Genomic DNA, 24,255 nt, shown 5'->3' with positions numbered 1-24,255 from the left:
GAGGAATACAGTACACTCAATTCTCACTGGTACGTCGAGTGTTTGGCCTACGGACGGTGCAGATGAAGTACTTCGAAAAAGACGCGATCGTCTCCGGCATCGGTATCTCGCGCATCGGCCGTCGCACCGGTATTCCGGGGCGGGATCTGACGATGGAGGCGGTGCGGACCGCCATCGAGGACGCCGGACTGCGCGCGGCCGACATCGACGGCATCGCGACACTGGGCGACACCCCGGCCGCCGAGGTCAACGCCGAACTGGGGATCGACGCCGCCGATTGCGGAAGTGGGTTCGGCACCGGCGGTCTGCTGAGCCCGGTGATGTCGGCGTGCCGTGCGGTTGCCGAGCGACGGGCCCGCCATGTCGTGGTCTACCGCACCATTCAGATGCTGGGCGGCACCGTCCTGCAGGACAAGGACGCCCCTGCTCCACCACTGGCTCGCATGTTCGACGCACCCGAAGGTGAGCGTCCGGCCGTCGGCGCCATGGACGACATCAACGATCTGGTTGCCGCGCACGCGTATTCGGCAGCCAATTGGCTGGCGCTGAACTGCCGGCGGCACATGGATCTCTACGGAACGACCAAGGAGCAACTGGGCTGGATCGCCCTTAATGGCCGCCGCAACGCGGCACTGAATCCCCTTGCGGTCTACCGCGATCCGATGACGATGGCCGATTACCTGGGCGCCCGCCCGGTATCGACGCCGTTCGGGTTGCTGGATTGCGATGTGCCCATTGACGGCTCGATCGCGGTGGTGGTTTCGCACGCCGAGTACGCCGGCGACTGCCCGCACCGCGCCGTGAACGTCGAGGCCATCGGCGGTTCCGACGGCGCCGGCGGATGGTTTCACCGGCCGGATTACCCGAAGATGGCGATGTCGGACGCGACCGCGCAGATGTGGTCGCGGACGGAATTGACGCCGGCGGACCTCGACGTCGCCCAGTTGTACGACGGCTTCACTTTCCTCACCCTCTCGTGGCTGGAAGCTCTCGGTGTGTGCGGCGACGGCGAGGCGGGGCCGTTCGTCGAAGGCGGCGCCCGTATCGCCAGGGACGGCCGGCTGCCGCTGAACACCTATGGCGGCCAGCTCTCGGCCGGCCGCATGCACGGCTACTGGGCGTTGCACGAGGGATGCCTGCAGCTGCGCGGCGAGGCGGGGGAGCGGCAGGTGCAGCGGCGCCCCGAGGTCGGCGTGGTGTCCGTGGGCGGTGGTCCGGTCGCGGGCTGCATGCTGCTCACGTGTTGAGCCGGCAGTGACCGTCGAACCGGACCAAATCCGGCCGGATAAGCGAGCCGCGAAGATCGCCCGTCGCATCGAAGAAGACATCGTCCGCCGCGGCTGGGCGGTCGGGGAGTCGCTCGGCTCGGAGGCGGCTCTGCAACAACGGTATGGCGCGAGCCGCTCGGTGTTGCGCGAAGCAGTCCGTCTGGTCGAACACCACCAGGTGGCGCGCATGCGGCGCGGGCCGAACGGCGGGCTGATCATCTGCGAGCCGGACGCCGGCCCGGCGACCCGCGCCGTCGTGATCTACCTCGAATATCTCGGCACCACGCTGGCTGATCTGCTCAACGCGCGGCTGGTGCTCGAGCCGCTGGCCGCCGCGCTGGCGGCCGAACGCATCGACGAAGCCGGGATAGGGCGGCTGCGATCGGTGCTGAGCGCCGAGGAGCAGTGGCGCCCCGGACTGCCGGCGCCTAGCGACGAGTTCCACATCGCGCTCGCTGAGCAGTCGAAAAACCCAGTCCTGCAACTCTTCATCGATGTCCTGATGAGGCTGACCAAACGCTATGCCCGCGCCTCGCGGACCGGTTCGGCGGCCGAGGCCGCCGATGCCGCCCACCGGATGCGCGGTGCCCACGCCGACATCGTCAACGCCGTCACCGCCGGTGATTCGGCCCGGGCCAAGACGCTCAGCGAGCGGCACGTGGAACGCGTCACCGCCTGGCTGGCCGAACACCGCGACCCGGCACGTCGAGCCCGGCCCGGGTCGCTCGGCAAGCGCCTGGCCACCGAGGCGCCGCGTGGCAAGCTCGCCGAAGTCCTGGCTGCCGGCATCGCCGACGACATCGCCGTCAGCGGCTGGCAGGTTGGTTCGGTGTTCGGCACCGAGTCGGCGCTTTTGGAGCGCTACCGGGTGAGCCGGGCGGCACTGCGGGAAGCGGTGCGACTCCTGGAATATCACGAAGTGGCACACATGCGCCGGGGCCCCGGCGGAGGGCTGGTCGTCGCGAAGCCGCGGGCGCAGGCCAGCATCGACACCATCGCGCTCTACCTCCAGTACCGCAAGCCCACGCGGGAGGACCTGCGCTGCGTGCGCGATGCCATCGAGATCGACAATGTGGCCAAGGTCGTGCAGCGTCGCGCCGAACCGGAGGTGGCGGACTTCCTGGACCCGCAGGGCTGGTCGAGCGTGGCGGGCGAAGGCAGCGACGACGCGCGCAACGCGGCGATCGAAGAGTTCCGCTTTCACGTCGGCCTGGCGCGCCTTGCCGGCAACGCGCTGCTCGACCTATTCCTGCGAATCATCGTTGAGCTGTTCCGCCGGCATTGGTCCACGACCGGACAGGCACAGTTGACGTCGACCGACGTGGTTGCCGTCGAAACGGCACACCTGCGCATACTGGACGCGATCGAGTCCGGTGACGACAGCTTGGCGCGATACCGGATCCGCCGGCACCTGGACGCCGCGGCGTCGTGGTGGCTCTAGCCGCGACACGCGCAGCGGCACGGCCCTGCTTAGCAAAGCCTTGCCTGGGGTACAGCAATACTCAAGTGACAGGCGGTACAGCGGCGTGCCGGCTGAGGTTGGGTGGGAGTTTTATGACCACGAGCACGGCGATCAGGCCCCCGGATGCGACGAGTGGCTTCGTGCATTCCGCGCTGTTCTATCAATCCGAGCGGGAATGTCTGGACTTTGTGATGCGGTTTGCCGCCGACGGCTTCGCGGTAGACGAGCCGGTGCTGGTCGCCGTCCCCGGTGACAGGCTGGCGATGCTGGGTCCCGAACTGCATGCGGCGCGCGCCGGCTCTGACGGCGAGTTGCGTCTGGTGGACATCGCCGAGGCGGCGCGAAACCCGAGTCGGTTCCTGGCGATGGAAACGGCGTTCGCCGAGAAGCACGCCGACCGCACCGTCCGCATCGTGAGTCAACTCGTGTGGCGTGGCCGCACCGCAGACGAGTGTCTGGCCTGTATGGAGCACGAAGCATTCATCAACGGGGCGCTGAAGACCCGGAACCTGACGGGGTTGTGTCTGTTCGACGCCACGCACCTGCCCGACGATGTGCTGGCAGACGCCCGCAGCACCCATCCTCTGCTTTGGCACGGGGAATCGGCGTATCCCAGCGACGACTACGCGCCGGATGAGGTGCTGGCGCGCTGCAACAAGCCGCTGCCCGCTCACCCGGGAGCGGTGACCTACACGGTTCGGCGCAGCGCCGACCTGCGGCCGGCGCGGTCGTTCGCCGCCGACTACGCCGGCTGGGTCGGGCTGTCCAAGGACGGTCTGGACGACCTGCAGATGATCGCCACGGAACTGGCCACGAACAGCCTTCAGTACGCCGGGGGCTCCTGTCGGCTGGCCTTCTGGCGGGACAAGGAGCACCTGATCTGCGAGGCCCGCGACGGTGGGCGACTCGACGACCCCTTCGTGGGGCTCAAGCGCCCGAGTGCCAGCGGCACCGCCAGTCGCGGTTTGTTTCTGGTCAACGCGATGGCGGATCTGGTGCGCACTCACACCACGGCCAGCGGCACCACCATTCAGGCGTACCTGAGGTTGGACGCGTCCCGGGATTGCTGACCCGGCACCCGCGTCAGCGCAGCCGGGCTACTGGGGAACCTGCTCGACGGGCGGCGGCGCCGGGGCAACCGGGGTAACCGGTGTCTTCATGCTGCAGCCGACCGACAGCACGGCGAATCCGGCGAACAAGGCGGCGCCGATCGCGGCTTTCACCCTGGTACTTGCGCTCATAATTTTGCCCCTCCCGAACGTGGGCTGGCGGCAGCGACCGCCGTTAAGGATGTTACCTGCGTCACATTAGTGCGAACATGACGCCAAGGGAATACCTGGAATAACAGGAGATCTGTTGTCACTCAATGGATCCCGCGATGGAATCCGCGCCGGGGCAAGCGGCGTGGGCCGCGCCGGTGCGGCGTTCTGGTTGCCGGCGATTGTGCCGGCGTCGGCGGTTGCGTGAGCTGAGCGTGCCGGCAGCTACCGGCCGGTGAACAGTTCGCCCTGGTTGGGCTGGATTACCGGATCCATCGGCTTGCTGCAGCCGACGGCGAAGAGTGCGAATGCCGCCAGGATCAGGGCTCCGACAACCTGAACGGTCTTCGGGTGAGTGCGCATGGGTCTGGCCTTTCTCCGCCGTGCTGCATGGAACGTTTGGCGCCTGTGATGCTAACCCCGCGCGACGACTGGGGAACCGGTTTTCGGAAATGCGCAAAAAGTTTTGTAACGAATATCCCGAATAGTCAGGTGTGCTAATTATGCTCCGCCGGGATATGCATTCATTTGGTACGTGAGCCCGCTGGGAACCGACTGCGAGTACAGCGGTTCCCAGCGGGTTCCCCCGACGTTTCCCAGGAGGTGTCCTACGGCGCGACGGTCGGAGGCGGATTGCCGATGGTTCCACCGACGCTGGCGCCGGTTTGCGCAGTACAACCCGCTGCAGTCAAAGCAAAAGCGGCGGCCAGCACGGCGGCGACAACCTTCACCGAATGAATCCCCCTGCCAGATTTGCGTACTTTCATCGGCTTCCCCCTTCGTGTGGCTGTTTACCCCATTTAGCGAATCTAATCGCTATCAGGATGCTAACTCCGGCAATGCATCCCTCGAGCAGTTTTCCGGCGATCCGGACTAATTCGCGAATGAGATTCCGAAATCGGCTGAGTCGGAAATGTGGTTGCGCTCGACCGGGCACGCCGTCTAGTGTCTCCGCTCGTGCGTCTTCTCATGCTTGCCGTAGTAGCCAGCACCCGCAGCGGGGTCTGATCCAGACCGACCCCCCGCTGTGGGTCGGAAGCTACTACCGTCGGTCGCTCCTTCGAGCCAGAGAAGGCCGGCGCAATGACAGTCCTCAGCCCACATCGCCACTGTTTCAGTGAATCCGGTTCCGCCGCCGGGTGGTTCAATCGCCACTTCGGGGTCGCGTTGCCACGGGGGTTACGCGATCAGGCCGCCGCCCTGTCGTGGGAGCGCTTCGTCGCCGTCTATGGCCAGACCGCCGGGCCGGTGCGCCTGGGGCAGTGGTCATGCGTCGACGTCGAGCGCCATCCGGCGCGGATGGGGCCGCAGGCGCGCAACTTCCGTGCGGTGATCGCTGTCGGCGACCGCATCGCGACGTCGACCGCGGCGGCCGGGGGAGCGGTCGCCGCGCTTACCGCGATGCTTCATGCCCGCGGAGTCCACGTGGAAACCCTGAACTTTCACCAGATGTGCGCAGGAAATGACACAGCTACCTTCGTCCGCGGCACCGACGGCGTGCGTTCCGAGTGGGCTATGGGGTGGGGCCGGGAATCCACCGAGTCGGCGTTGCGCGCGGTGATCGCCTGCGCCAACCGGTTGGCGGCCGGCTCTCAGGGCTGAGTCCACGTCCCCCGGGGAGACGGCCGGTTCAAAGCGGACGCAACACGATGTGCATGCCGTCCATCGGCACCGGCATGCCGCCGTAGTCCCAGCGTGGCTGGTAGTCGGGCCGCGGCAGTTCCAGGCGGTAGCGGCGCAGCAGCCGGTGCAGGATCGTCTTGACTTCCAGCTGCCCGAACACCATTCCGATGCATTTATGCGCGCCGCCGCCGAACGGCGTGAACGCGTACCGGTGTCGTTTGTGCTCGTTGCGCGGCTCGGTGAACCGTTCGGGGTCGAACTTCATCGGGTCGGTCCAGATCTCCGGCAGCCGGTGATTCACCCCGGGGAACGCGGTGATGTTGGTGCCCTCGGGCAGGTAGTGGCCCAGCAGTTCGGTGTCGCGAACCGTCCGTCGCATCGCCCATTGGACGGGCGTCACCAACCGGATGGACTCGTTCATCACCAGGTCCAGAGATTCCAGTTTCTCCAGCGACTCGATGTCCAGTGGCCCATCGCCGAGCCGGTCGGATTCGTCACGGCAGCGTTGCTGCCACTCCGGGTGCGCGGCCAGGTGGTAGATCATCGTCGTGGCGGTCGACGTGGAGGTGTCGTGGGCGGCCATCATCAGGAAGATCATGTGGTTGATGACGTCTTCATCGGAGAACCGGTTGCCGTCCTCGTCCTCGGTCTGGCACAACACGGTCAGCAGGTCATTGCCTTCCTTGCCGCGACGCTCCTTCACGCGCTCGGCGAAGTAGTTCTCCAGCAGCTCACGCGCCTTGAGGCCGCGCCACCAGGTGAACGGTGGCACGCCGGTGCGGATGACGGCGTTGCCGGCGCGCGTGGTGGTGGTGAATGCCTTGTTGACCTTGGTGACGAGCTCGCGATCGGTGCCGGGCTCGTGGCCCATGAACACCATCGATGCGATGTCCAGCGTCATCTCCTTCATCGCCGGATACAGCAGGAAGCGTGGGTCGTTGGTCACCCAGTCATCGGCGATGACGTGCTGCACCACCTGGTCGATGTGCTCGAGGTAGCCGACCAGACGGGACCGGATGAACGCTTCCTGCATGATCCGCCGATGAAACATGTGCTCCTCGAAATCGAGCAGCATCAGTCCGCGGCGGAAGAACGGGCCGATCACCGGGGTCCAGCCCTGCTGGGAGAAGTCCTTATTGCGGTTGGAGTAGATGGCCTGCGCCGCATCGGGCCCCAGCGCCGTGACAAACGGCAGGAATGGCGAGTCGCCGAAGATCAGCGGGCCCCTGGTCTCGTACAGGAACTGCAGGTATTCCGGTCCGCCGCGCAACATCTCGATCATGTGCCCGAGGATCGGCAGGCCCGCGTCGCCCACGATTGGCTTGAGTCCGCTGCCCGGCGGTGGGTCGGCGAGCTTCTTCTCCGGGAACTGGGTGTTGCGCAGCCTACGTTCCACCAGGCCCATGCCCGGAAAGTTGTTGAACGACGGGGTGAACCGACGTTTGGCCTGATCGAGCAGATAGTCGGGGGTGCTGATGGTCGTCGCCATTGACGCGCGCTCCTAACCGGTTGTGGTCACCGTCACTTTTTTCACTATTTCGGAAAAACTTGACGCCTGTCAAGTTTTCTTTTTGGATTGGTGTGGTGCATGGTCAAGGAGTGATCGCGAGTGAGTAGTCCGGCCGCCGACGAGGGGCAGGGCGCGCCGGCGTCACGCCGGCGCGGTGACAAGCACCGGCAGGCGATCATGCAGGCGGTTCGTGAGCTCCTACAGGAGGGTCCGTTCTCGGAGCTCTCGGTCAGCGCGATCAGCCTGCGGGCCGGGGTGGCGCGCTCGGGTTTCTACTTCTACTTCGATTCCAAGTATTCGGTGCTCGCGCAGATGCTGGCCGAGGCGGCCGAGGAACTGGAGGAGCTGACGCACTTCTTCGCTCCGCGTCAGCCCGGGGAATCACCTGAGCAGTTCGCCAAGCGGATGGTCGGCAGTGCCGCGGCGGTCTACACCGACAACGACCCGGTGGTGCGGGCGTGTGACGCCGCTCGCCACACCGACGTCGAGATCCAGCAGATTCTCGACCGGCAGTTCGACGTGGTGTTCCGCCAGATCGTCAGCGTGGTGGATGCCGAGATGAAGGCCGGCACCGCCCGGCCGATCAGCGACGACATCCCTACGCTGATTCGCACCCTGACGGGGGCCACGGCGCTCGCTTTGACGGGCGACCCGCTGATGGTGGGCAGTGAGAGTGACTTCGAGCGCCGGGTAAGCGTGCTCGAGAAGATGTGGCTCAACGCGCTGTGGGGCGGTCCGGCGCGGTAGGTATCGTTGCCGATCATGGTGCAGAGCGGCTCCACCGAGTACTTCGCGGGCAAGCGGTGTTTCGTGACCGGCGCGGCCAGTGGCATCGGCCGTGCCACCGCGCTCCGGCTGGCGGCGCACGGCGCCGAGCTGTATCTGACCGACCGCGACGCCGACGGCCTGGCGCAGACCGTGGCCGACGCCCGGGCGCTCGGCGCACAGGTGCCCGCCCACCGGGTGCTTGACATCTCAAAGTACGACGAGGTCGCGGCATTCGCGGCGGACATCCACGCGGGGCATTCCAGCATGGACGTCGTGCTCAACATCGCCGGCGTCTCGGCGTGGGGGACCGTCGACCGCTTGACCCACCAGCAGTGGGAGAAAATGATCTCGATCAATCTGATGGGCCCCATCCACGTGATCGAGTCGTTCGTTCCGCAGATGATCGCGGCCAGCCGGGGCGGGCACGTGGTCAATGTTTCCTCGGCAGCCGGAATCGTCGCGCTGCCATGGCATGCCGCTTACAGCGCCAGCAAGTACGGCTTGCGCGGACTGTCCGAAGTACTGCGTTTCGACCTCGCCCGGCACCGCATCGCGGTGTCGGTGGTGGTGCCCGGCGCCGTGAAGACTCCCTTGGTCAACACCGTCGAAATCGCCGGCGTGGACCGCGAAGACCCGCACGTGGCTCGCTGGGTGGACCGCTTCAGCGGCCACGCCGTCTCGCCGGAGCGTGCCGCCGAGAAAATCCTGGCGGGAGTCGCGAAGAAGCGCTACCTGATCTACACCTCTCCGGACATCAGGGCGCTGTACGCGTTCAAGCGGCTGGCGTGGTGGCCCTACAGCGTGGCCATGCGGCAAGTCAATGCGATCTTCACGCGAGCCTTGCGGCCCGCACCGCCGCAATTGGAGCGCTAGGTTCGCGACGCCGAGATTTCGGTCCGGCGGCGGTTTGTCTTCCGGTAACCCCCGCCGGCGATCTACGGTCTCCATGGGGGCCGACACCATCGGCGGAGGTTGGCGTGGACAGCGACGTCGCACGGATTGTTGCGCGCCTCGACGAGCAGGCTGCCGCGCTCAGTGATGCCCTGTGCACCCTCGCCCAGGACAATGTGCCGGAGCTTCCCCGCGACGAACGGATGAGCGAGTTGATGCGCGCCGCTATGCGCGACCAGCTCCACACGATATGCCGCGCCCTGCTCTCGGACATCGATGTCACCGAGATCGCCGTGCCGCCAACACATACCGAGTACGCCAGATCCCTTGCCCGTCGCGACATTCCGATCAATGCGATGATGCGCGCCCACCGGCTCGGGCAGCGCCGGTTGGGTGAGACGGTGTTCGCCGAACTGCAGGCCGCCGGCATGGCTCCGGAGACCCAGGTCGCCGTCGTCGAGAGCCTCGCCAGGACGTTGTCGAAATACGTCGACGTGCTGTCACAGCAGGCCCTTGCGGCCTACCAGGGCGAGTACGCGCTGCGGCTGACGGCTCAGCGCATCGCAAGTGAAACCCAGGTCCGCGACCTGCTCGATAGCGCCAAATCGTTTGACGTCGAGGATGTTTCGGCGACGATCGGTTATCCGCTGAGCGGGGAGCACCTGGCGCTCATCGCATGGTACCCAGCCGTCGACGGTCCACACGAGCGGGGCGCGAGCCTGGGGGAATTCGTACGCGCGTTGGCTGTGGCCGCCGACGCGACGGCACGCCCGCTGTTGATCGGCGCCGAGCGCACTGTTTGGTGGGTGTGGTTGCCCTACCGTCTGGTGCCGGGTGACGCCGTCGCGAACATCCGGGATTTCGTCCGGCTGCGGGCGGATGCGCCCAGCCTCGCGATCGGGGCGATGGGTTGCGGCATCGAAGGGTTCCGTCGCTCTCATCGTCAGGCGCTGCGTGCGCGCACGGCCGCCGAGGCGCTCGGTCAACCGGCCGACGTGGTCGCAGCAACCGATGCCGGCATCGTTTCGGCGGCGCTGCTGGACGCGGACGTCGAGGAGATACGCGGATGGGTGGCCGACGTCCTGGGCCCGCTGGCGTTCGATAACGACGACGATTCCCGACTGCGTCAGATATTGCGGATCTATCTGTACTGCGGTCGGCCCTACCGGGTCGCGGAGGAACTGCAGGTGCCGCTCGAGGCTGTCAAGAATGACGTGCGGCGAGCTGTCGCCAGGCGGGGCCGTCCGATCGAGGACAAGCGCAACGTCGAGCTTGCACTGTTCGCCTGTCAGCGCCACGGTGCCGCCGTCTTGCGGCAGCCCAAGACTGACCCCGGAGCGGTCCCGCCGGCTGATTTCGGCCTTGCCGCACCACCCCCGCCGTGAATGTCAGTGCGATATCCGCTGTGGTACGGGCTTTTTCGCTACTCGGCTCGAGCGGGATCAGGAAGGCATTTCCAGTTCCAGGCGAACCCCGAGCAGTCGGATGGGGCGGTCGAGTTCGAACAGGTCCAGGATGCGGAGGGCGGTCGCGGTGATCACGCCGGAATCGGTAGTGGGAGCGTCGAGTTTGCGGATCTTGGTTCTGGTGTAGAAAGTCGCGGTACGGACGGTGACCGCGACTCGCGTGACGATCCGCCCCCCGGGAGGCATGCGCACCACGTCGTCGAGGGCCTGTTGGGCCAATTCGGTGATCGCCGAATCCATTTCAGTGCGCTCGGTGAGGTCGCGCGGGAAGGTGACGACATGGCTGCGGGAACGGGGTACCCAGGGCTGGGCGCTGACCTCGGTGTCGCCGCCGCCCTTGGCGAGCAGCAGTAGCCACAGACCGGTGCGGGGCCCGAACGTCGATGTCAACAGCTCGCCGTCGGTTCGGGCGAGTTGTCCGACGGTGGTGATATCAAGGGCAGCAAGCTTTTTCGATGTCTTCGGTCCGACGCCCCAGAGTGCGTCGACGGGCCGGCCGGCCATCATTTCCATCCAGTTGGCATCGGTCAGCTCAAACACCCCGGCCGGTTTCGCGAAACCGGTGGCAACCTTGGCGCGTTGCTTGTTGTCGCTGATGCCCACCGAACACGACAGTCCGGTCTCGGCCGAGATGACGCTGCGGATGTTTTCGGCCGCCGCGACCGGGTCGGCCGGCACCGCGACATAGGCCTCGTCCCAACCCCATACTTCGACGGGATGTCCCAGGTCGCGCAGCAGGCCCATCACCTGCTCGGAGGCCTCGTCGTACGCGGCGGGATCGGAGGGCAGGAACGTAGCGTCCGGGCAGCGGCGCGCCGCCGCACGCAGCGGCATGCCGGCGTGCACGCCGAATTCGCGCGCCTCGTACGACGCGCAGGTGACGACCTTGCGGGCTTCGGTGGGGTCGCCGCTGCCTCCGACGATGACCGGCCGCCCGGCCAGCTCGGGATGCCGGCGTAACTCCACCGAGGCGAGGAACTGATCGAGGTCGACGTGCAGGACCCACCGCGTCATGTCGGCGATCAGCGTCCGCACAGCTTGCGGGCCAGGCTCGCCCACGCCTCTGCCAGTGTCTCGGTGGTGTGGCCGCCCTCGGTGAGTTGATGGTCGACATAGCCGACGTCGAGCAGAGCGAGCAGGGCATCGGTCTGGATGTCCAGGTCCCCGGTGGTGTGGGCGGCCTGCAGCAGCACTCTGACGTGAGTGCGCAGTACGAAGGCGGCGCCGACGTGTCGCATGTGCGGGTCACGGCTTGCCGCGGACATCAGCTCGCGGTGGGCGCATGCGAAGCGGATGCGTTCGCGGCCGAACGCGATCAGCCTCTCTAGTGGCGGCGCATCGGGACCCAGCGGCGGCGGGCCGAAAAGGAACGCCTGTTGGCTGGCCTTCTCGTCTTCGTCGAGCAACACCAGCATGAGGCCCGAGCGGCTGCCGAACCGGCGGAACAGGGTTCCCTTGCCGACGCCGGCGGCAGCGGCGATGTCATCCATGGTGACCGCGCCGGCGCCGCGCTGGGCAACCAGCTGCCGTGCCGCCTCCAGCAGCAGCGCCCGGTTGCGCGCCGCGTCGCTTCGTTCAGGCAGCGACTCGACCGCCAGGTCCTCGTGCGCGACAAGGCGCAATTCGCCCTTGTCCTCGGCACCGCTCACCCCTGCACTGTAACGCGGCGGGAATAAAGCGGACTATAGTCCGTTTTAACCGTGCGAAGATGGACTTTCAAATCCGAAGGGAACGGGACAGTGGCAGATATCAAGATCTTGGCGCTGGTAGGCAGCCTGCGTGCGGGCTCGGTCAACCGGCAGATCGCCGAACTGGCGGCCGAACTGGCCCCCGAGGGGGTCACCGTGACGGTGTTCGAGGGGCTGGGGGAGGTTCCTTTCTACAACGAGGACATCGATGACGCGATGAACAGCGAGCTGGACCAGGCGCCCGCGCAGGTGGTGGCGTTGCGCGCCGCGGCCACCGAAGCCGACGCCGCCCTGGTGGTCACGCCCGAGTACAACGGCTCGATCCCTGCCGTGGTGAAAAATGCGATCGACTGGCTCTCGCGGCCGTTCGGCGACGGCGCGTTGAAGGACAAGCCGCTGGCGGTGATCGGCGGCTCGATGGGGCAGTACGGCGGGGTCTGGGCGCATGACGAGACCCGCAAGTCGTTCGGTATCGCCGGTGCCCGGGTGAGCGACGCGATCAAGCTTTCGGTGTCGTTCCGGACGCTGGGTGGCAGCGCCCCCGCCGAGAGCGCCGAACTGTCGGAGAACGTGCGCGACGTCGTCGGCAAGCTGGCCGCCGAGGTCGGCTGAGCCCGTTTGCATCAAGCCGGCCTCACCCGGCTTAACGCTCTAGTCAAAGCCGTCGGCGGACTCGCCGGCGGCTTTGCTGGTATCGAGCGGCCGGGTTGGGCGCGACCGACTTGTCGGTGCCCGCTGCTATACCTCTGAGCATGCACGCCCGGCTGCCCGCGCAGATACACCGACGCCGCGATTGTGTGATCTGCGACACGCCGAAGCGACACGCCCGAGAGGGCTTACTACCAGGGAATTTCAGAAATGTTATTCAGAACATCTTGTATCTCTTCGCGTTGTCACCCCCTAGGTGTAGTGTTTCGAGGATCGGCAGATCCCAGGTTCACCAAGCCCCAACCAGGTCCCAACCGACCCAGCGGGGCGCGATGAGCTTCCCGGAAACGCAGGGCGCACCTCGAGCCAGGTCAGCTCGAAAGACGCGCCCGCGGGATGGGAATCTGGGGGCTCGCCGGGGCGCTGAATATAGCGCGGATGTACCCCCTAGTCGTTGCCAGTCCCGTCATCCCCTCTTCCGCAAAGGAGCGGTACGCCCATGAGCATCACCGTTTACAGCAAGCCCGCCTGTGTGCAGTGCGTCGCCACCTACAAGGCGCTGGACAAGCAGGGCATCGACTACCAGAAGGTCGACATCACGCTGGACCCTGAGGCCCGCGACTATGTGATGGCGCTCGGCTACCTGCAGGCGCCCGTCGTGGTGGCCGACAACGCACACTGGTCCGGCTTCCGGCCGGACCGCATCAAGGCGCTCGCCGAGTCGGCGCTGAGCGCCTAGTTCGGCCAACGGATAGATCAAGGAAGGTTGCGGTGCCCGATGGACATCTCGGAGATCACGGGGCGCAATCTGGTCTATTTCTCGTCCGTGTCGGAGAACACCCATCGCTTCGTGCAGAAGCTGGGTGTTCCCGCCACGCGGATACCGCTGCACGGCCGCATAGAGGTTGACGAACCGTACGTGCTGGTGCTGCCCACCTACGGTGGCGGACGGGCGACTCCGAACATCAACGACGGAGGCTACGTCCCCAAGCAGGTCATCGCTTTTCTGAACAACGAGCACAACCGCTCCCTGATCCGTGGCGTCATCGCTGCGGGCAACAACAACTTCGGTGCCGAATTCGCCTATGCGGGCAACGTCATCTCCCGCAAGTGCGGTGTTCCGTACCTCTACCGCTTCGAACTCATGGGGACCGAGGACGACGTGGCCGCCGTCCGCGCCGGCCTCGCTCAGTTCTGGGCTCAATATTGGAAGGAACAGACGTGCCACCAACCGTCACTGCAGAGCCTGTAACCGCCGGCGTGCACGGATTGCCCGACGAGACGGACTACCACGCGCTGAACGCGCGGCTGAATCTGTACGACGCCGACGGCAAGATCCAGTTCGACAAGGACGTGCTTGCCGCACGCCAGTACTTTCTGGAGCACGTCAACCAGAACACGGTGTTCTTCCACAACCAGGACGAGAAGCTCGACTACCTGATCCGCGAGAACTACTACGAGCGTGAGGTGCTCGACCAGTACTCGCGCAATTTCGTCAAGAGTCTGCTCGACCGCGCCTACGCGAAGAAATTCCGTTTCCCGACGTTCCTGGGCGCCTTCAAGTACTACACCTCCTACACCCTGAAGACCTTCGACGGGAAGCGCTACCTGGAGCGCTTCGAGGACCGCGTCGTGATGGTCTCGCTCACCCTGGCCGCGGGCGACACCGGACTGGCCGAGAAGCTGGTCGACGAGATCATCGACGGCCGGTTCCAGCCGGCCACGCCGACCTTCCTGAACTCGGGCAAAAAGCAGCGGGGAGAGCCGGTTTCGTGCTTCCTGCTGCGCATCGAGGACAACATGGAGTCGATCGGGCGATCCATCAACTCCGCGCTGCAGCTGTCCAAGCGGGGCGGGGGAGTTGCGTTGCTGCTGAGCAACATTCGTGAGCACGGCGCGCCGATCAAGAACATCGAGAACCAGTCTTCGGGTGTCATCCCGATCATGAAGCTGCTCGAGGACTCCTTCTCCTACGCCAACCAGCTGGGTGCGCGGCAGGGCGCCGGTGCGGTGTACCTCAACGCCCACCACCCCGACATCTACCGCTTCCTGGACACCAAGCGGGAGAACGCCGACGAGAAGATCCGCATCAAGACGCTGAGTCTGGGCGTCGTCATCCCGGACATCACCTTCGAGCTCGCCAAGAAGAACGAGGACATGTACCTGTTCTCGCCTTATGACGTCGAGCGGGTGTACGGCGTGGCATTCGCCGACATCTCGGTCACCGAGAAGTACTACGAGATGGTCGACGACGCGCGTATCCGCAAGACCAAGATCAAGGCCCGCGAGTTCTTCCAGACGCTGGCCGAGCTGCAGTTCGAGTCCGGCTACCCCTACATCATGTTCGAGGACACGGTGAACCGGGCCAATCCCATCGAGGGCAAGATCACGCACTCGAACCTGTGCTCGGAGATCCTGCAGGTGTCCACGCCCTCGCTGTTCAACGATGACCTGTCCTACGCCAAAGTGGGCAAAGACATTTCGTGCAATCTGGGTTCGCTGAACATCGCCAAGACGATGGACTCGCCGGACTTCGCTCAGACCATCGAGGTGGCCATCCGTGCGCTGACCGCGGTGAGCGACCAGACCCACATCACGTCGGTGCCGTCAATCGAGCAGGGCAACAACGACTCCCACGCGATCGGCCTGGGTCAGATGAATCTGCACGGCTACCTGGCTCGCGAAGAGATCTTCTACGGCTCCGAAGAGGGCATCGACTTCACCAATATCTACTTCTACACGGTGCTCTACCACGCGTTGCGCGCTTCCAACCGCATCGCGATCGAACGCGGCACGCACTTCAAAGGTTTCGAGCGGTCCAAGTACGCCTCGGGTGAGTTCTTCGACAAGTACACCGACCAGGTGTGGGAGCCGGCCACCGAGAAGGTACGCCAGCTCTTCACCGACGCCGGCATCCGCATCCCGAACCAGGACGACTGGAAGCGGCTCAAGGAGTCGGTGCAGACGCACGGCATCTACAACCAGAACCTGCAGGCGGTGCCGCCGACCGGGTCGATCTCCTACATCAACCACTCGACGTCCTCGATCCACCCGATCGTGTCGAAGGTGGAGATCCGCAAGGAAGGCAAGATCGGCCGTGTGTACTACCCGGCGCCCTACATGACCAACGAAAACCTGCAGTACTACCAGGACGCCTACGAGATCGGCTACGAGAAGATCATCGACACCTACGCCGCGGCCACCCAGCACGTGGACCAGGGTCTGTCGCTGACATTGTTCTTCAAAGACACCGCCACCACGCGTGACGTGAACAAGGCGCAGATCTACGCCTGGCGCAAGGGAATCAAGACGCTGTACTACATCCGGCTGCGTCAGATGGCGCTGGAAGGGACCGAGGTCGAGGGCTGCGTGTCCTGCATGCTGTAGGTGTCATTCGGTCACGTCGCAGGTCAGGGGAAATGCCCCCTGACCTGCTTCTATTTCCGGATAGGGTGCAACCTACCTCTGCGCCGGGTGGCAATGCCGGCCTGCACAGTTCGTGTGGTCCGGCGTCAATCCGCCGGGCCGAGGCCAGACCCGTGCCCGGTCATGCTATGACGAGGGATTGGCGCTCTTCACCACCCTTCTGGCGCAATAACCCCTCGTCACCGCCGCCACCGCCTCGTTAGCCTGCGGCCATGAGCGCATCGACGGCAGTACCGCTGACACCGGTGAGCCGGATCAAGCGCGCCGCCGCTCACGCTGCGGCGCGTCTCCCCCGGTCGGTTGTGCGGCGCCTGATCCGCTCACCACTCAACAACGACGACGAGCAGATGGCGCCGGAGATCGCCCTGCTGACAATGGCGGCGACGGACTTCAGCACGTGCGATCCGGCGCGGGCCCGCCTGATCGTCGAACAGGAAGCGCAGGTGCTCGCCGAGCGATTTCCCCCGTTCGTCGTCGAGGAGGACCTCGTCATGCCGGGCGGCCTGAAGGCGACCCGCTACCGGGCCGGCGCGACGTCACGGGGCTTGCTGCTCTATTTCCACGGCGGCGGGTTCGTATTGGGAAGCCGGGCCAGCACGGAATCCGCGGTGCGTTTCTTCGCGGTCCACGCCGGTGTTGACGTCTTGTCCGTCGACTACCGCCTTGCACCCGAGCACAGGTTCCCGGCGGCGGTGGAGGACGCCCTCACCGCGTGGGACTACGTCCTTGGCCGAGCACCGGAATGGGGACTCGACCCACACCGTATTGTCGTCGGCGGGGACAGTGCCGGAGGCAATCTCGCTGCGGTGCTCACCCTGCAGCTGCGCGGGCGGGACATCCAGCCCGCGCTGCAGGTGCTGATCTACCCAGTGACCGACATGTCGAGCGAGCATCCGTCCTACGTCGAGTTCGCCGACCAGAATGCGCTGAGCGCGAAGCAGATGCGCTGGTACATCGACCATTATCTGAGCACGACCGCCGATGCTGAAGATCCGCGCGCGTCGCCGCTGCTCGCCGACGACCTCGGCGGGCTGCCTCCGGCGGTGGTCACCGTTGCCGGGTTCGACCCGCTCCGCGACGAAGGGATCGCCTACGCCGAACGCCTCACCGCAGCGGGAGTGCCGACCCGTCTTTTCCGAGAGGGCGGGCTCGTGCACGCGTACATCTGGATGACGGCTGTGAGTCCGGCGGCACGGGCGGCGACGGGGAGGATCGCCGCGGCGATCGCCGAAGCGGTTCGCTGACGCAGTCGATCGGCAGTCCGATCTGCGAACGGGCCCATCGTGATACGTTCCTCCGGTGTCCGCACTGGTCAAGGACTCCGCACTCGGGCTCCGGGTCCGGGCGAACTCGACAATCCCGACTGATGGGCACGACGACGCACAACGGATCTGATCCCTCGCCGGCAGGTGCGGCCCTGCAGGACGCGGTCATCCCGCCCAGCGTCGTCACCGGCGTTCTGGATATCGCCGAACAGCGTGGCGTCCGGACCGACGTCTGGCTGTCAGGAACCGGACTGACCCGGAGTCAACTCGATCTGCCGGCTACCCGCCTGTCGTTCCGGCAGGCGATCTCCATCCTGCGCCAAGCGCTGCGCGCAATGCCTCCTGGACCGATCGGCATGCAGGTCGGGAGCCGGGACGTGTTGGTGTCATGGGGCATTCTTGGCTTCGCCGTCCGGTCCTGCCGGTCGACCCGAGAGGCGGTCCAGCTCGGACTGGGACTGCATCAGGCGGCCGGGACTCTGCTCAATTATGAAATCCGCTTTGGCAGAGAAGAATTCGAGCTGCGCATCATCGAACGCAACCCAGACCCGGAGTTGTTGCCGTTCCTCTGCGAGGAAGCGTGTGCGGCGACCGTAACTCTGATGCGCTCCGTTCACGGCGCGAATCTCGCGCCCACCCGCATCGAATTCGCCTATCCTGCACCGGCTTATGCAGATGTGTACCGGAAGTTCTTCCGCTGCCCGTTGAGGTTCGACGCTGTCGCAACTCGTCTGTGCTTCGAGTCGGGCCTCCTTGATCGCCCGATTCCCACCGCCAATCCCGCACAACTCGCCGTCGCGGTCTCGGCGGCTCGCCAGCTCGCCGACCCGGGGGACCGCCGCCCCGATATGGTCGCCGCAGTGGAAGGGGTTATCCGGGAACGGCTTCCGCAACCAGTCACCGCGACGATGGTCGCCGAGCGGCTGATGATCAGTGAGCGCACGCTGCACCGGCGAATGGCCGATGCCGGCCTCAGATTCGGTGAGATCCGCGACCGCGTGCGGTTGGAGCGCGCCGCGGCCCTGCTGCGCGAGTCCACGCTGCCGATCGGGGCGGTGGCCCGGCAGGTCGGATACAGCGACAGCCGCGAGTTCCGCCGCGCCTATCTGCGGTGGACCGGGCGAACACCGAGTGCAGAGCGCGGTATGAGAGGCGAAAGCGGTCAATGACGCGGCGTGGCCAGCCGGTCGGTACGGCGGTCCAGAGCCTCCAGCGCCGCCGCCAGACCCTTGACACCGAGCCAGCGCAACGGATCTGGTGGCATCGGGATTCGGCGGCGTTGCGTGAGGACCGCGGGGGCTTGGGCGCTGCCGATGGCGATGCCGGCTGCGACCGTTCCGAGCAGTCCGGCCAAGGCGACGCCATGACCGCAATAACCCAGTGCGGCAACGATCCTTTCGTGTCGGCCCACACGGCCGATGAAAGGCAGGAAGTTGAGGTTCATCGCGATGTGCCCCGACCAGAAGCCGGCCATGGGCAGGTCTGCGAGTTCAGGAAACCGGGCGCGGAAATTGCGCTCGATTTTGGCGAACGTTCTTGGTTGATCGTCGGGGGAGAAGCGGCCACCGTAGCGGTACCCCACGTAGCGTGAGCCCCCGGAGATCCGACCGTCCGCGGTGATCCGATAGTTCTCCAGCGCCTCGTGGGCGGTGTAGATCCCTTCGCTGCCGTTCCAGCCGATCCGATCACGCTGTTCTTCGGTCAGCGGCTCGGTCACGAACAGACAGTCGTTGACCGGGGTGACATGGCCGTACCGCAGACCCATCTGCGGTGTGTGGGCGTTGGTGGCCAGCACGACTGTCGCCGCGGACACCGATGCACGCGGTGTCGATATCCGGACTCCACGGACGTGTTCGTCGATGGTGAGCGCCGGCGTTCCTTCGTAGATGCGGGCCCCCGCGCGCAGTGCTGCCTTGCGGAGTCCACGCACATACCGGCCCGGATCGAGCACGCCGCCGCGCTCTTCGAGTGCCGCACAGTTGACGAACGCGGGGATGCCGCGCGCGTCCAGCTCGTCACGCTCGACCATGCGAACCGAGGCGCCGAGCTCGCCCGCGGCTGCGACGGCGGCGCGCAGACGCTTCTCGTGACCCGGGTGGATACCGGCGATCAGATTGCCGTTCGGCACATAGTCGCAGTCGATGCCGTGGCGCTTAATCGTGTCCTCGGTGTGCTCGACGGCCTCGTCGGCCAGTCGCGCCAGCGCGCCGCCGGTGCGCGGGCCGTACATCTTCAAGACGCTCGGCAGGTCCTTGCCGATAGTCGGGGTGAGGTGCCCGGCGTTGCGTCCGCTGGCACCGAAACCCGCGTACTCCGCTTCAAGGACGACAGCGTCCACCCCTGCGTCGGCCAAGGCGATCGCGGCGCTCAAGCCGGTGTAGCCGGCCCCGACGACCACCACCTCGCAGTGCACGTCGTTCTGCAGGTCAGGCCCTCGTCGCGGGGTGTCGCTCAGCCACAGACTCGGCACGAAGGTGGTCATCTAATTCTCCTAGGTCAAGCCGCGGCCGGTTGGCAAGCGCGGTTGGTGGCCGGCGACCCCTGACACTGACCGAAGGCTAGGAGTCGCGGAGCGGTTAAGCCATCCCCGTCAGGCGGATTGGCCGATGCCACCACACAATTGGCGGACATGGCCATCCTCGGCCGACCGATGAGTGACTGGGCGCGCATCCCGACCCGCGACGACGATGCATTCTCGGTGTGACCATGACCGTGGACTGAGGCCGCGACGACGCGGGGCTACGTGGCGAACGTTGCCGCGAACCAAGCCGTGGTCACCGAGTGCGTCTGCGGGGGCGGGAAATGAACGGGGCCGGCTCCGAGTGGGCCCACCTTGACGGTCCACACCGGCCGGGAACGATCGATAGGCACCGCACCATCGTCGGTTGACTCCAAGACGACGTCCTCGCCGTTGCATCCGTAGGCGCCGACCAGGTCGTCGTCGCGACCACCCCAGGCACCTCCGTTGCGGATTCGACACTGCACACCGTTGTCGAGTAGCAGCGCGAACGGCGTCGGCAACGACACCGGTTGGATGGAAGGCAGCGCATCGGTCACGGTCACCCGGTGAAGTTGTTTCCTCCACGGATCGTCGACGCACAACAGGGTCTGCGCCGTCGATTTCCAGCACACGTCGGCGGCCGCTGCTGACGGTGAGCATCGATAGATGCCGGGGTCGACGGCGGAGGGCGAGGCGTCACACATCGAGACGGTGCCGCTCACTTCTCCGGTTGTCACGTCTCGGTAGCCGTTGGCGGGTTGTCCGTCAACGACCGCGACCACATTGATGACCTGCGTTTTGGCGGCCGCGGGTGTGGAAGCTGCAGCGCTGGGCGACCCCACCGCCGAAGAATCCGGCCGGGTAGGCGCCTTCGAGGTCTGGCATGCGGTGCCCGCGGCGGCGAGCACGAGGCATGCGCAGATGGTTGCGCGGCGTGTCGATCGGAGTCCATTGGCGACGAGTCGAATTCGGTGCATTCGGTGATTGTGCGTTGTATGGCCTCGGCCGACGGTGAATCTTATGACGCTCAATGCGCGTGTCGCGTCGGCAGATTCACGGCCGGCCGGGCGGTAGACACCCGGTCTGCGCAGGTCAGCGGCTCCGAAGCGGTAAGGTGCATGACGTGGTGAGAATGCCTCGACCCGCTTTGCCCCACCCGGTCCCCAAGCCCGGTGTGAAAGTCGACGCGCGCAGCGAACGGTGGCGCGAACACCGCAAGAAGGTGCGCGCCGAAATTGTCGACGCCGCCTTCCGTGCCATCGACCGGCTGGGCCCGGAGTTGAGCGTGCGGGAGATCGCCGAAGAGGCCGGTACCGCGAAGCCGAAGATCTACCGCCATTTCACCGACAAGTCCGACCTGTTCCTGGCTATCGGCGAACGCCTGCGCGACATGTTGTGGGCGGCGATCTTCCCGTCGATCAACCTGGCCACCGACTCCGCCCGCCAGGTCATCCACCGCGCCGTTGAAGAGTTCGTCACCCTGCTTGACCAGCATCCCAATGTCATGCGGGTCTTCATCCAGGGCAGCTCCAGCGCCCAGTCCAAGGCGACGGTGCGAACCCTGAACGAAGGCCGCGAGATCACGCTGACCATCGCCGAGATGTTCAACAACGAGCTGCGGGACATGGAGCTCGACGCCGCCGCCCTGGAACTGGCTGCGTTCTCGGCGTTCGGCTGCGCCGCATCGGCCACCGAATGGTGGCTGGGTCCCGAGCCGGACAGCCCGCGGTCCATGACGCGCGAGCAGTTCGTCAGCCAGCTGACGACCATCATGATGGGCGTCATCGTCGGCACCGCCGAAACGCTGGGCATCGCGATGGACCCAGACAAGCCGATCCACGATGCGCTGCCGGCCGCCCTGCCGTGAGCTGAGCCGCAGCGACGTTGACATCGTCGTGGCTATCCATGACACTCGGATATATCCGATACCCCGGGTACTGGGTATCTGCGTCTCAACGAGCACGCCCGCCCACTAGCGGCCACAACAGGAAAGATCCACCATGACCGACGTCGTGACCTCGGCTACCGAATCCGCCGAGAAATCGCAGTCCCAACCGACACACACCCGCACCCTGATCATCGGGACCGGGTTCTCGGGCCTGGGTATGGCCATTGCGCTGCAGAAGGAGGGCGTGGACTTCGTCATCCTGGAAAAGGCCGACGACGTCGGCGGCACCTGGCGCGACAACAGCTACCCCGGCTGCGCGTGCGACATCCCGTCGCATCTGTACTCGTTCTCCTTCGAGCCCAAGCCGGACTGGAAGAACCCGTTCTCGTTCCAGCCGGAGATCTGGGACTACCTCAAGGGCGTCACCGAGAAGTACGGGCTGCGCCGCTACATCCATTTCAACTCGCTGGTCGACCGTGCCTACTGGGACGACGACGAGTACCGCTGGCACGTGTTCACCGTCGACGGGCGGGAGTACGTGGCGCAATTCCTGGTCTCCGGGGCCGGGGCACTACACATCCCGTCCGTGCCCGACATCCAAGGGCGTGACGAATTTGCCGGTGCCGCTTTCCATTCCGCGGAATGGGACCACAGCGTCGACCTGACCGGGAAGCGGGTGGCGATCATCGGCACCGGCGCCAGCGCGATTCAGATCGTGCCCGAGATCGTCGGGCAGGTCGCCGAACTCCAGCTCTACCAGCGCACCCCGCCGTGGGTGGTGCCGCGGTCCAACCCCGAGATTCCGCCGGCGTTGCGTGCGGCCATGGAGAACGTCCCCGGGTTGCGTGCCCTGGCGCGACTGGCTATCTACTGGGGCCAGGAGGCGCTTGCCTTCGGCATGACCAAGCACCCCAACGCGCTGAAATTCATTGAGGCGTACTGCAAGTGGAACATCCGGCGTTCGGTGAAGGACCGCGAACTGCGGCGCAAGCTGACGCCGAAATACCGCATCGGCTGCAAGCGGATCCTGAACTCGTCCACCTATTACCGCGCGGTGGCCGATCCGAAGACGAAACTCATCACCGAGGGCATCACCCGGATCACCCGCGACGGCATCGTCACCGCCGACGGTCGCGAACACCAGGCGGACGTGATCGTGTACGCCACTGGTTTCCATGTAACCGACTCCTACACCTACGTTCAGATCAAGGGCCAGCGCGGCGAGGATCTGGTGGACCGGTGGAACCGCGAGGGCATCGGCGCCCACCGCGGCATCACCGTCGCCGACGTGCCCAATCTGTTCTTCCTGCTGGGGCCCAACACCGGGCTGGGTCACAACTCGGTGGTGTTCATGATCGAGTCCCAGATCCGGTACGTGGCCGACGCGATTGCCAAGTGCGACAAGATGGGTGCCCAGGCGCTGGCTCCCACCCGCGAGGCGCAGGACCGCTTCAACGCCGAATTGCAGGAGAAGCTGTCCGGTTCGGTGTGGAACAGCGGCGGCTGCAGCAGCTGGTACCTCGACGAGCACGGCAAGAATACGGTGCTGTGGGGCGGCTACACCTGGCAATACTGGATGGCCACCCGTTCGGTGAAGCCCGAGGAATATCAATTCCTGGGCCTGCGCACCAAGTCGGGCAAGAAAGCCGCCTGAGGAGAAGCGCTCAGTTCTGAACGCTCACAACCGAATTCGCGGACTCACCGGCGAACGACCGGAGGTTGCGGCGCATGATCCGGTCCAGCGCCCGGTCGGGTAGCACCCGGCTGAGCCGCACCAGGACCGCGGCGTCGCGGCCGATGGTGTAGCGGGTGCGGGGCCGACTCGCGGTGGCGGCCTTGACGATCACCTTGGCGGCGTGCTCGGCCGGCACGCCGATGTCGAGGAACGAGCGCGCCTGTGCCGTCACGGCCGCATTGAGATCGCCATAGCGCGCGAGTTGCGCGGCGGTCATGTCCGCGATGAGTCCTTGCGCCGTCGCGATACCGCGCTCGGGCATCGCGGTCTTGACCGCGCCGGGCTCGACGACCACCACCTTGACCCCCAGGTCGGAGACTTCGCGCCGTAACGCATCGCTGGCGGCCTCGAGGGCGAACTTCGAGCCCGCGTACGCGCCGTAGGTCGGTAGCACCACCTTGCCGCCGACCGAGCTGATGTTCACGACGGTGCCGCAGCTTTTGAAAAGCTCGGGCAGCAGCGCCTGCGTGATGGCGATGTGGCCGAACAGATTGACCTCGAACTGTCGTCGCCACTGCGCCATCGGCAGCGTCTCGACCGGTGAATTGATCGCGATCCCGGCGTTGTTGACCAGCGCGCGCAGGGGGCGCGGGTCGCGCGTGACGCGGTCGGCGATCGCGGCGATGTCGGATTCGACGGTGATGTCGAGGATCTGCGGCTCGATCCCGTCGGCGCGCAGCGCGTCGGCATCGGCCTCGCGGCGCACCCCGGCCAGCACGTGAAATCCCCTGCGCGCCAATTCTTCAGCGGTGGCGGCTCCCATACCGGTGGAAGCGCCGGTCACGACGATCAGTTCGTTGCGGCGATCGGATGATGTCATGGCGGCCTCCGTGGGCATTTGAGTTGACGCTGTCATCT

At 65.9% G+C, this 24,255-nt stretch carries 24 protein-coding genes; 15 read left to right on the top strand and 9 right to left on the bottom strand.

The window, feature by feature from the left end; all coding sequences use genetic code 11:
- Positions 1-62: 62 nt before the first annotated feature.
- The 3 genes from QXK92_RS10470 to QXK92_RS10460 all read left to right on the top strand — a co-directional run bounded on the left by QXK92_RS10470 (position 63) and on the right by QXK92_RS10460 (position 3,800).
- Entirely contained in the window at positions 63-1,247 is a 1,185-nt protein-coding gene (locus QXK92_RS10470) for a thiolase family protein (RefSeq protein ID WP_306241574.1), read from the top strand.
- Positions 1,248-1,254: 7 nt separating this feature from the next.
- Positions 1,255-2,709 (top strand): FadR/GntR family transcriptional regulator, encoded by a 1,455-nt coding sequence (locus QXK92_RS10465; protein WP_306241573.1) that lies wholly within the window; start codon positions 1,255-1,257, stop codon positions 2,707-2,709.
- A 113-nt stretch (positions 2,710-2,822) separates the two neighbouring features.
- Positions 2,823-3,800 carry a sensor histidine kinase gene (locus QXK92_RS10460; protein ID WP_306241572.1) on the top strand — a complete coding sequence of 326 codons (978 nt, stop codon included), beginning with the start codon at positions 2,823-2,825 and terminating at the stop codon, positions 3,798-3,800.
- 27 nt (positions 3,801-3,827) lie between these two features.
- On the opposite strand, the gene QXK92_RS10455 is transcribed toward QXK92_RS10460, so the two are convergent.
- The 3 genes from QXK92_RS10455 to QXK92_RS10445 form a co-directional block, all read right to left on the bottom strand.
- Positions 3,828-3,971, bottom strand: a complete 144-nt coding sequence (locus tag QXK92_RS10455; RefSeq protein WP_306241571.1) for a hypothetical protein — start codon at positions 3,969-3,971, stop codon at positions 3,828-3,830.
- Positions 3,972-4,214: 243 nt separating this feature from the next.
- A complete protein-coding gene (locus QXK92_RS10450) occupies positions 4,215-4,352 on the bottom strand; it encodes a hypothetical protein (protein WP_306241570.1) in 138 nt (45 codons plus the stop codon).
- Between the two features lie 245 nt (positions 4,353-4,597).
- On the bottom strand, positions 4,598-4,720 hold the full coding sequence (locus tag QXK92_RS10445) for a hypothetical protein (protein ID WP_306241569.1): 123 nt from the start codon (positions 4,718-4,720) through the stop codon (positions 4,598-4,600).
- 352 nt (positions 4,721-5,072) lie between these two features.
- Here QXK92_RS10445 and QXK92_RS10440 point away from each other — a divergent pair, with 352 nt between their 5' ends.
- Entirely contained in the window at positions 5,073-5,591 is a 519-nt protein-coding gene (locus QXK92_RS10440; RefSeq protein ID WP_306241568.1) for a homocitrate synthase, read from the top strand.
- Between the two features lie 28 nt (positions 5,592-5,619).
- Here QXK92_RS10440 and QXK92_RS10435 read toward each other — a convergent pair whose 3' ends face one another.
- On the bottom strand, positions 5,620-7,101 hold the full coding sequence (locus QXK92_RS10435) for a cytochrome P450 (RefSeq protein WP_306241567.1): 1,482 nt from the start codon (positions 7,099-7,101) through the stop codon (positions 5,620-5,622).
- 120 nt (positions 7,102-7,221) lie between these two features.
- Between QXK92_RS10435 and QXK92_RS10430 the strand changes: the two genes are divergently transcribed.
- The 3 genes from QXK92_RS10430 (at position 7,222) to QXK92_RS10420 (ending at position 10,166) form a co-directional block, all read left to right on the top strand.
- Entirely contained in the window at positions 7,222-7,869 is a 648-nt protein-coding gene (locus QXK92_RS10430) for a TetR/AcrR family transcriptional regulator (RefSeq protein ID WP_306241566.1), read from the top strand.
- Positions 7,870-7,884: 15 nt separating this feature from the next.
- A complete protein-coding gene (locus QXK92_RS10425) occupies positions 7,885-8,763 on the top strand; it encodes an SDR family oxidoreductase (protein WP_306241565.1) in 879 nt (292 codons plus the stop codon).
- A 104-nt stretch (positions 8,764-8,867) separates the two neighbouring features.
- A complete protein-coding gene (locus QXK92_RS10420; protein ID WP_306241564.1) occupies positions 8,868-10,166 on the top strand; it encodes a PucR family transcriptional regulator in 1,299 nt (432 codons plus the stop codon).
- Positions 10,167-10,223: 57 nt separating this feature from the next.
- Here the strand turns inward: QXK92_RS10420 and QXK92_RS10415 are convergent, their stop codons facing one another.
- Positions 10,224-11,261: a DNA polymerase IV gene (locus QXK92_RS10415; protein ID WP_306241563.1), complete on the bottom strand. Its 1,038-nt coding sequence runs from the start codon at positions 11,259-11,261 to the stop codon at positions 10,224-10,226.
- Positions 11,262-11,269: 8 nt separating this feature from the next.
- Positions 11,270-11,896: a TetR/AcrR family transcriptional regulator gene (locus tag QXK92_RS10410; RefSeq protein ID WP_306241562.1), complete on the bottom strand. Its 627-nt coding sequence runs from the start codon at positions 11,894-11,896 to the stop codon at positions 11,270-11,272.
- 51 nt (positions 11,897-11,947) lie between these two features.
- On the opposite strand from QXK92_RS10410, the gene QXK92_RS10405 reads away from it, so the two are divergent.
- The 6 genes from QXK92_RS10405 to QXK92_RS10380 all read left to right on the top strand — a co-directional run bounded on the left by QXK92_RS10405 (position 11,948) and on the right by QXK92_RS10380 (position 18,443).
- Positions 11,948-12,547 (top strand): NAD(P)H-dependent oxidoreductase, encoded by a 600-nt coding sequence (locus QXK92_RS10405; RefSeq protein ID WP_371934152.1) that lies wholly within the window; start codon positions 11,948-11,950, stop codon positions 12,545-12,547.
- 535 nt (positions 12,548-13,082) lie between these two features.
- Positions 13,083-13,322, top strand: a complete 240-nt coding sequence (locus QXK92_RS10400; RefSeq protein ID WP_065136920.1) for a redoxin NrdH — start codon at positions 13,083-13,085, stop codon at positions 13,320-13,322.
- Positions 13,323-13,361: 39 nt separating this feature from the next.
- Positions 13,362-13,835, top strand: a complete 474-nt coding sequence (gene nrdI, locus QXK92_RS10395) for a class Ib ribonucleoside-diphosphate reductase assembly flavoprotein NrdI (protein WP_306241559.1) — start codon at positions 13,362-13,364, stop codon at positions 13,833-13,835.
- Positions 13,805-15,970: a class 1b ribonucleoside-diphosphate reductase subunit alpha gene (nrdE, locus tag QXK92_RS10390; RefSeq protein WP_306241558.1), complete on the top strand. Its 2,166-nt coding sequence runs from the start codon at positions 13,805-13,807 to the stop codon at positions 15,968-15,970. The genes nrdI and nrdE overlap by 31 nt, the downstream gene beginning before the upstream one ends.
- A gap of 251 nt (positions 15,971-16,221) precedes the next feature.
- Complete coding sequence (locus QXK92_RS10385) at positions 16,222-17,253, top strand: alpha/beta hydrolase (protein ID WP_306241557.1); 1,032 nt, start codon at positions 16,222-16,224, stop codon at positions 17,251-17,253.
- Between the two features lie 122 nt (positions 17,254-17,375).
- Positions 17,376-18,443 (top strand): AraC family transcriptional regulator, encoded by a 1,068-nt coding sequence (locus tag QXK92_RS10380; protein ID WP_306241556.1) that lies wholly within the window; start codon positions 17,376-17,378, stop codon positions 18,441-18,443.
- On the opposite strand, the gene QXK92_RS10375 is transcribed toward QXK92_RS10380, so the two are convergent.
- A complete protein-coding gene (locus tag QXK92_RS10375; RefSeq protein WP_306241555.1) occupies positions 18,437-19,756 on the bottom strand; it encodes an FAD-binding oxidoreductase in 1,320 nt (439 codons plus the stop codon). The two genes, QXK92_RS10380 and QXK92_RS10375, sit on opposite strands and share 7 nt — an antisense overlap.
- Positions 19,757-20,013: 257 nt before the next feature.
- Complete coding sequence (locus QXK92_RS10370; RefSeq protein WP_306241554.1) at positions 20,014-20,751, bottom strand: hypothetical protein; 738 nt, start codon at positions 20,749-20,751, stop codon at positions 20,014-20,016.
- Positions 20,752-20,897: 146 nt separating this feature from the next.
- On the opposite strand from QXK92_RS10370, the gene QXK92_RS10365 reads away from it, so the two are divergent.
- Both QXK92_RS10365 and QXK92_RS10360 read left to right on the top strand, forming a co-directional pair.
- Positions 20,898-21,641 carry a TetR/AcrR family transcriptional regulator gene (locus tag QXK92_RS10365; RefSeq protein ID WP_306241553.1) on the top strand — a complete coding sequence of 248 codons (744 nt, stop codon included), beginning with the start codon at positions 20,898-20,900 and terminating at the stop codon, positions 21,639-21,641.
- A gap of 133 nt (positions 21,642-21,774) precedes the next feature.
- Positions 21,775-23,316 carry an NAD(P)/FAD-dependent oxidoreductase gene (locus tag QXK92_RS10360; RefSeq protein WP_306241552.1) on the top strand — a complete coding sequence of 514 codons (1,542 nt, stop codon included), beginning with the start codon at positions 21,775-21,777 and terminating at the stop codon, positions 23,314-23,316.
- A gap of 10 nt (positions 23,317-23,326) precedes the next feature.
- Here the strand turns inward: QXK92_RS10360 and QXK92_RS10355 are convergent, their stop codons facing one another.
- Positions 23,327-24,217, bottom strand: a complete 891-nt coding sequence (locus QXK92_RS10355; protein ID WP_306241551.1) for an SDR family NAD(P)-dependent oxidoreductase — start codon at positions 24,215-24,217, stop codon at positions 23,327-23,329.
- Between the last annotated feature and the right edge of the window lie 38 nt (positions 24,218-24,255).

Origin of the sequence: Mycobacterium sp. TY815 (assembly GCF_030755135.1) — a bacterium.
GTDB lineage: Bacteria > Actinomycetota > Actinomycetes > Mycobacteriales > Mycobacteriaceae > Mycobacterium.
The sequence above is the reverse complement of the archived record's forward strand: the minus strand, read 5'-3'. Positions and strand labels throughout refer to the sequence as shown.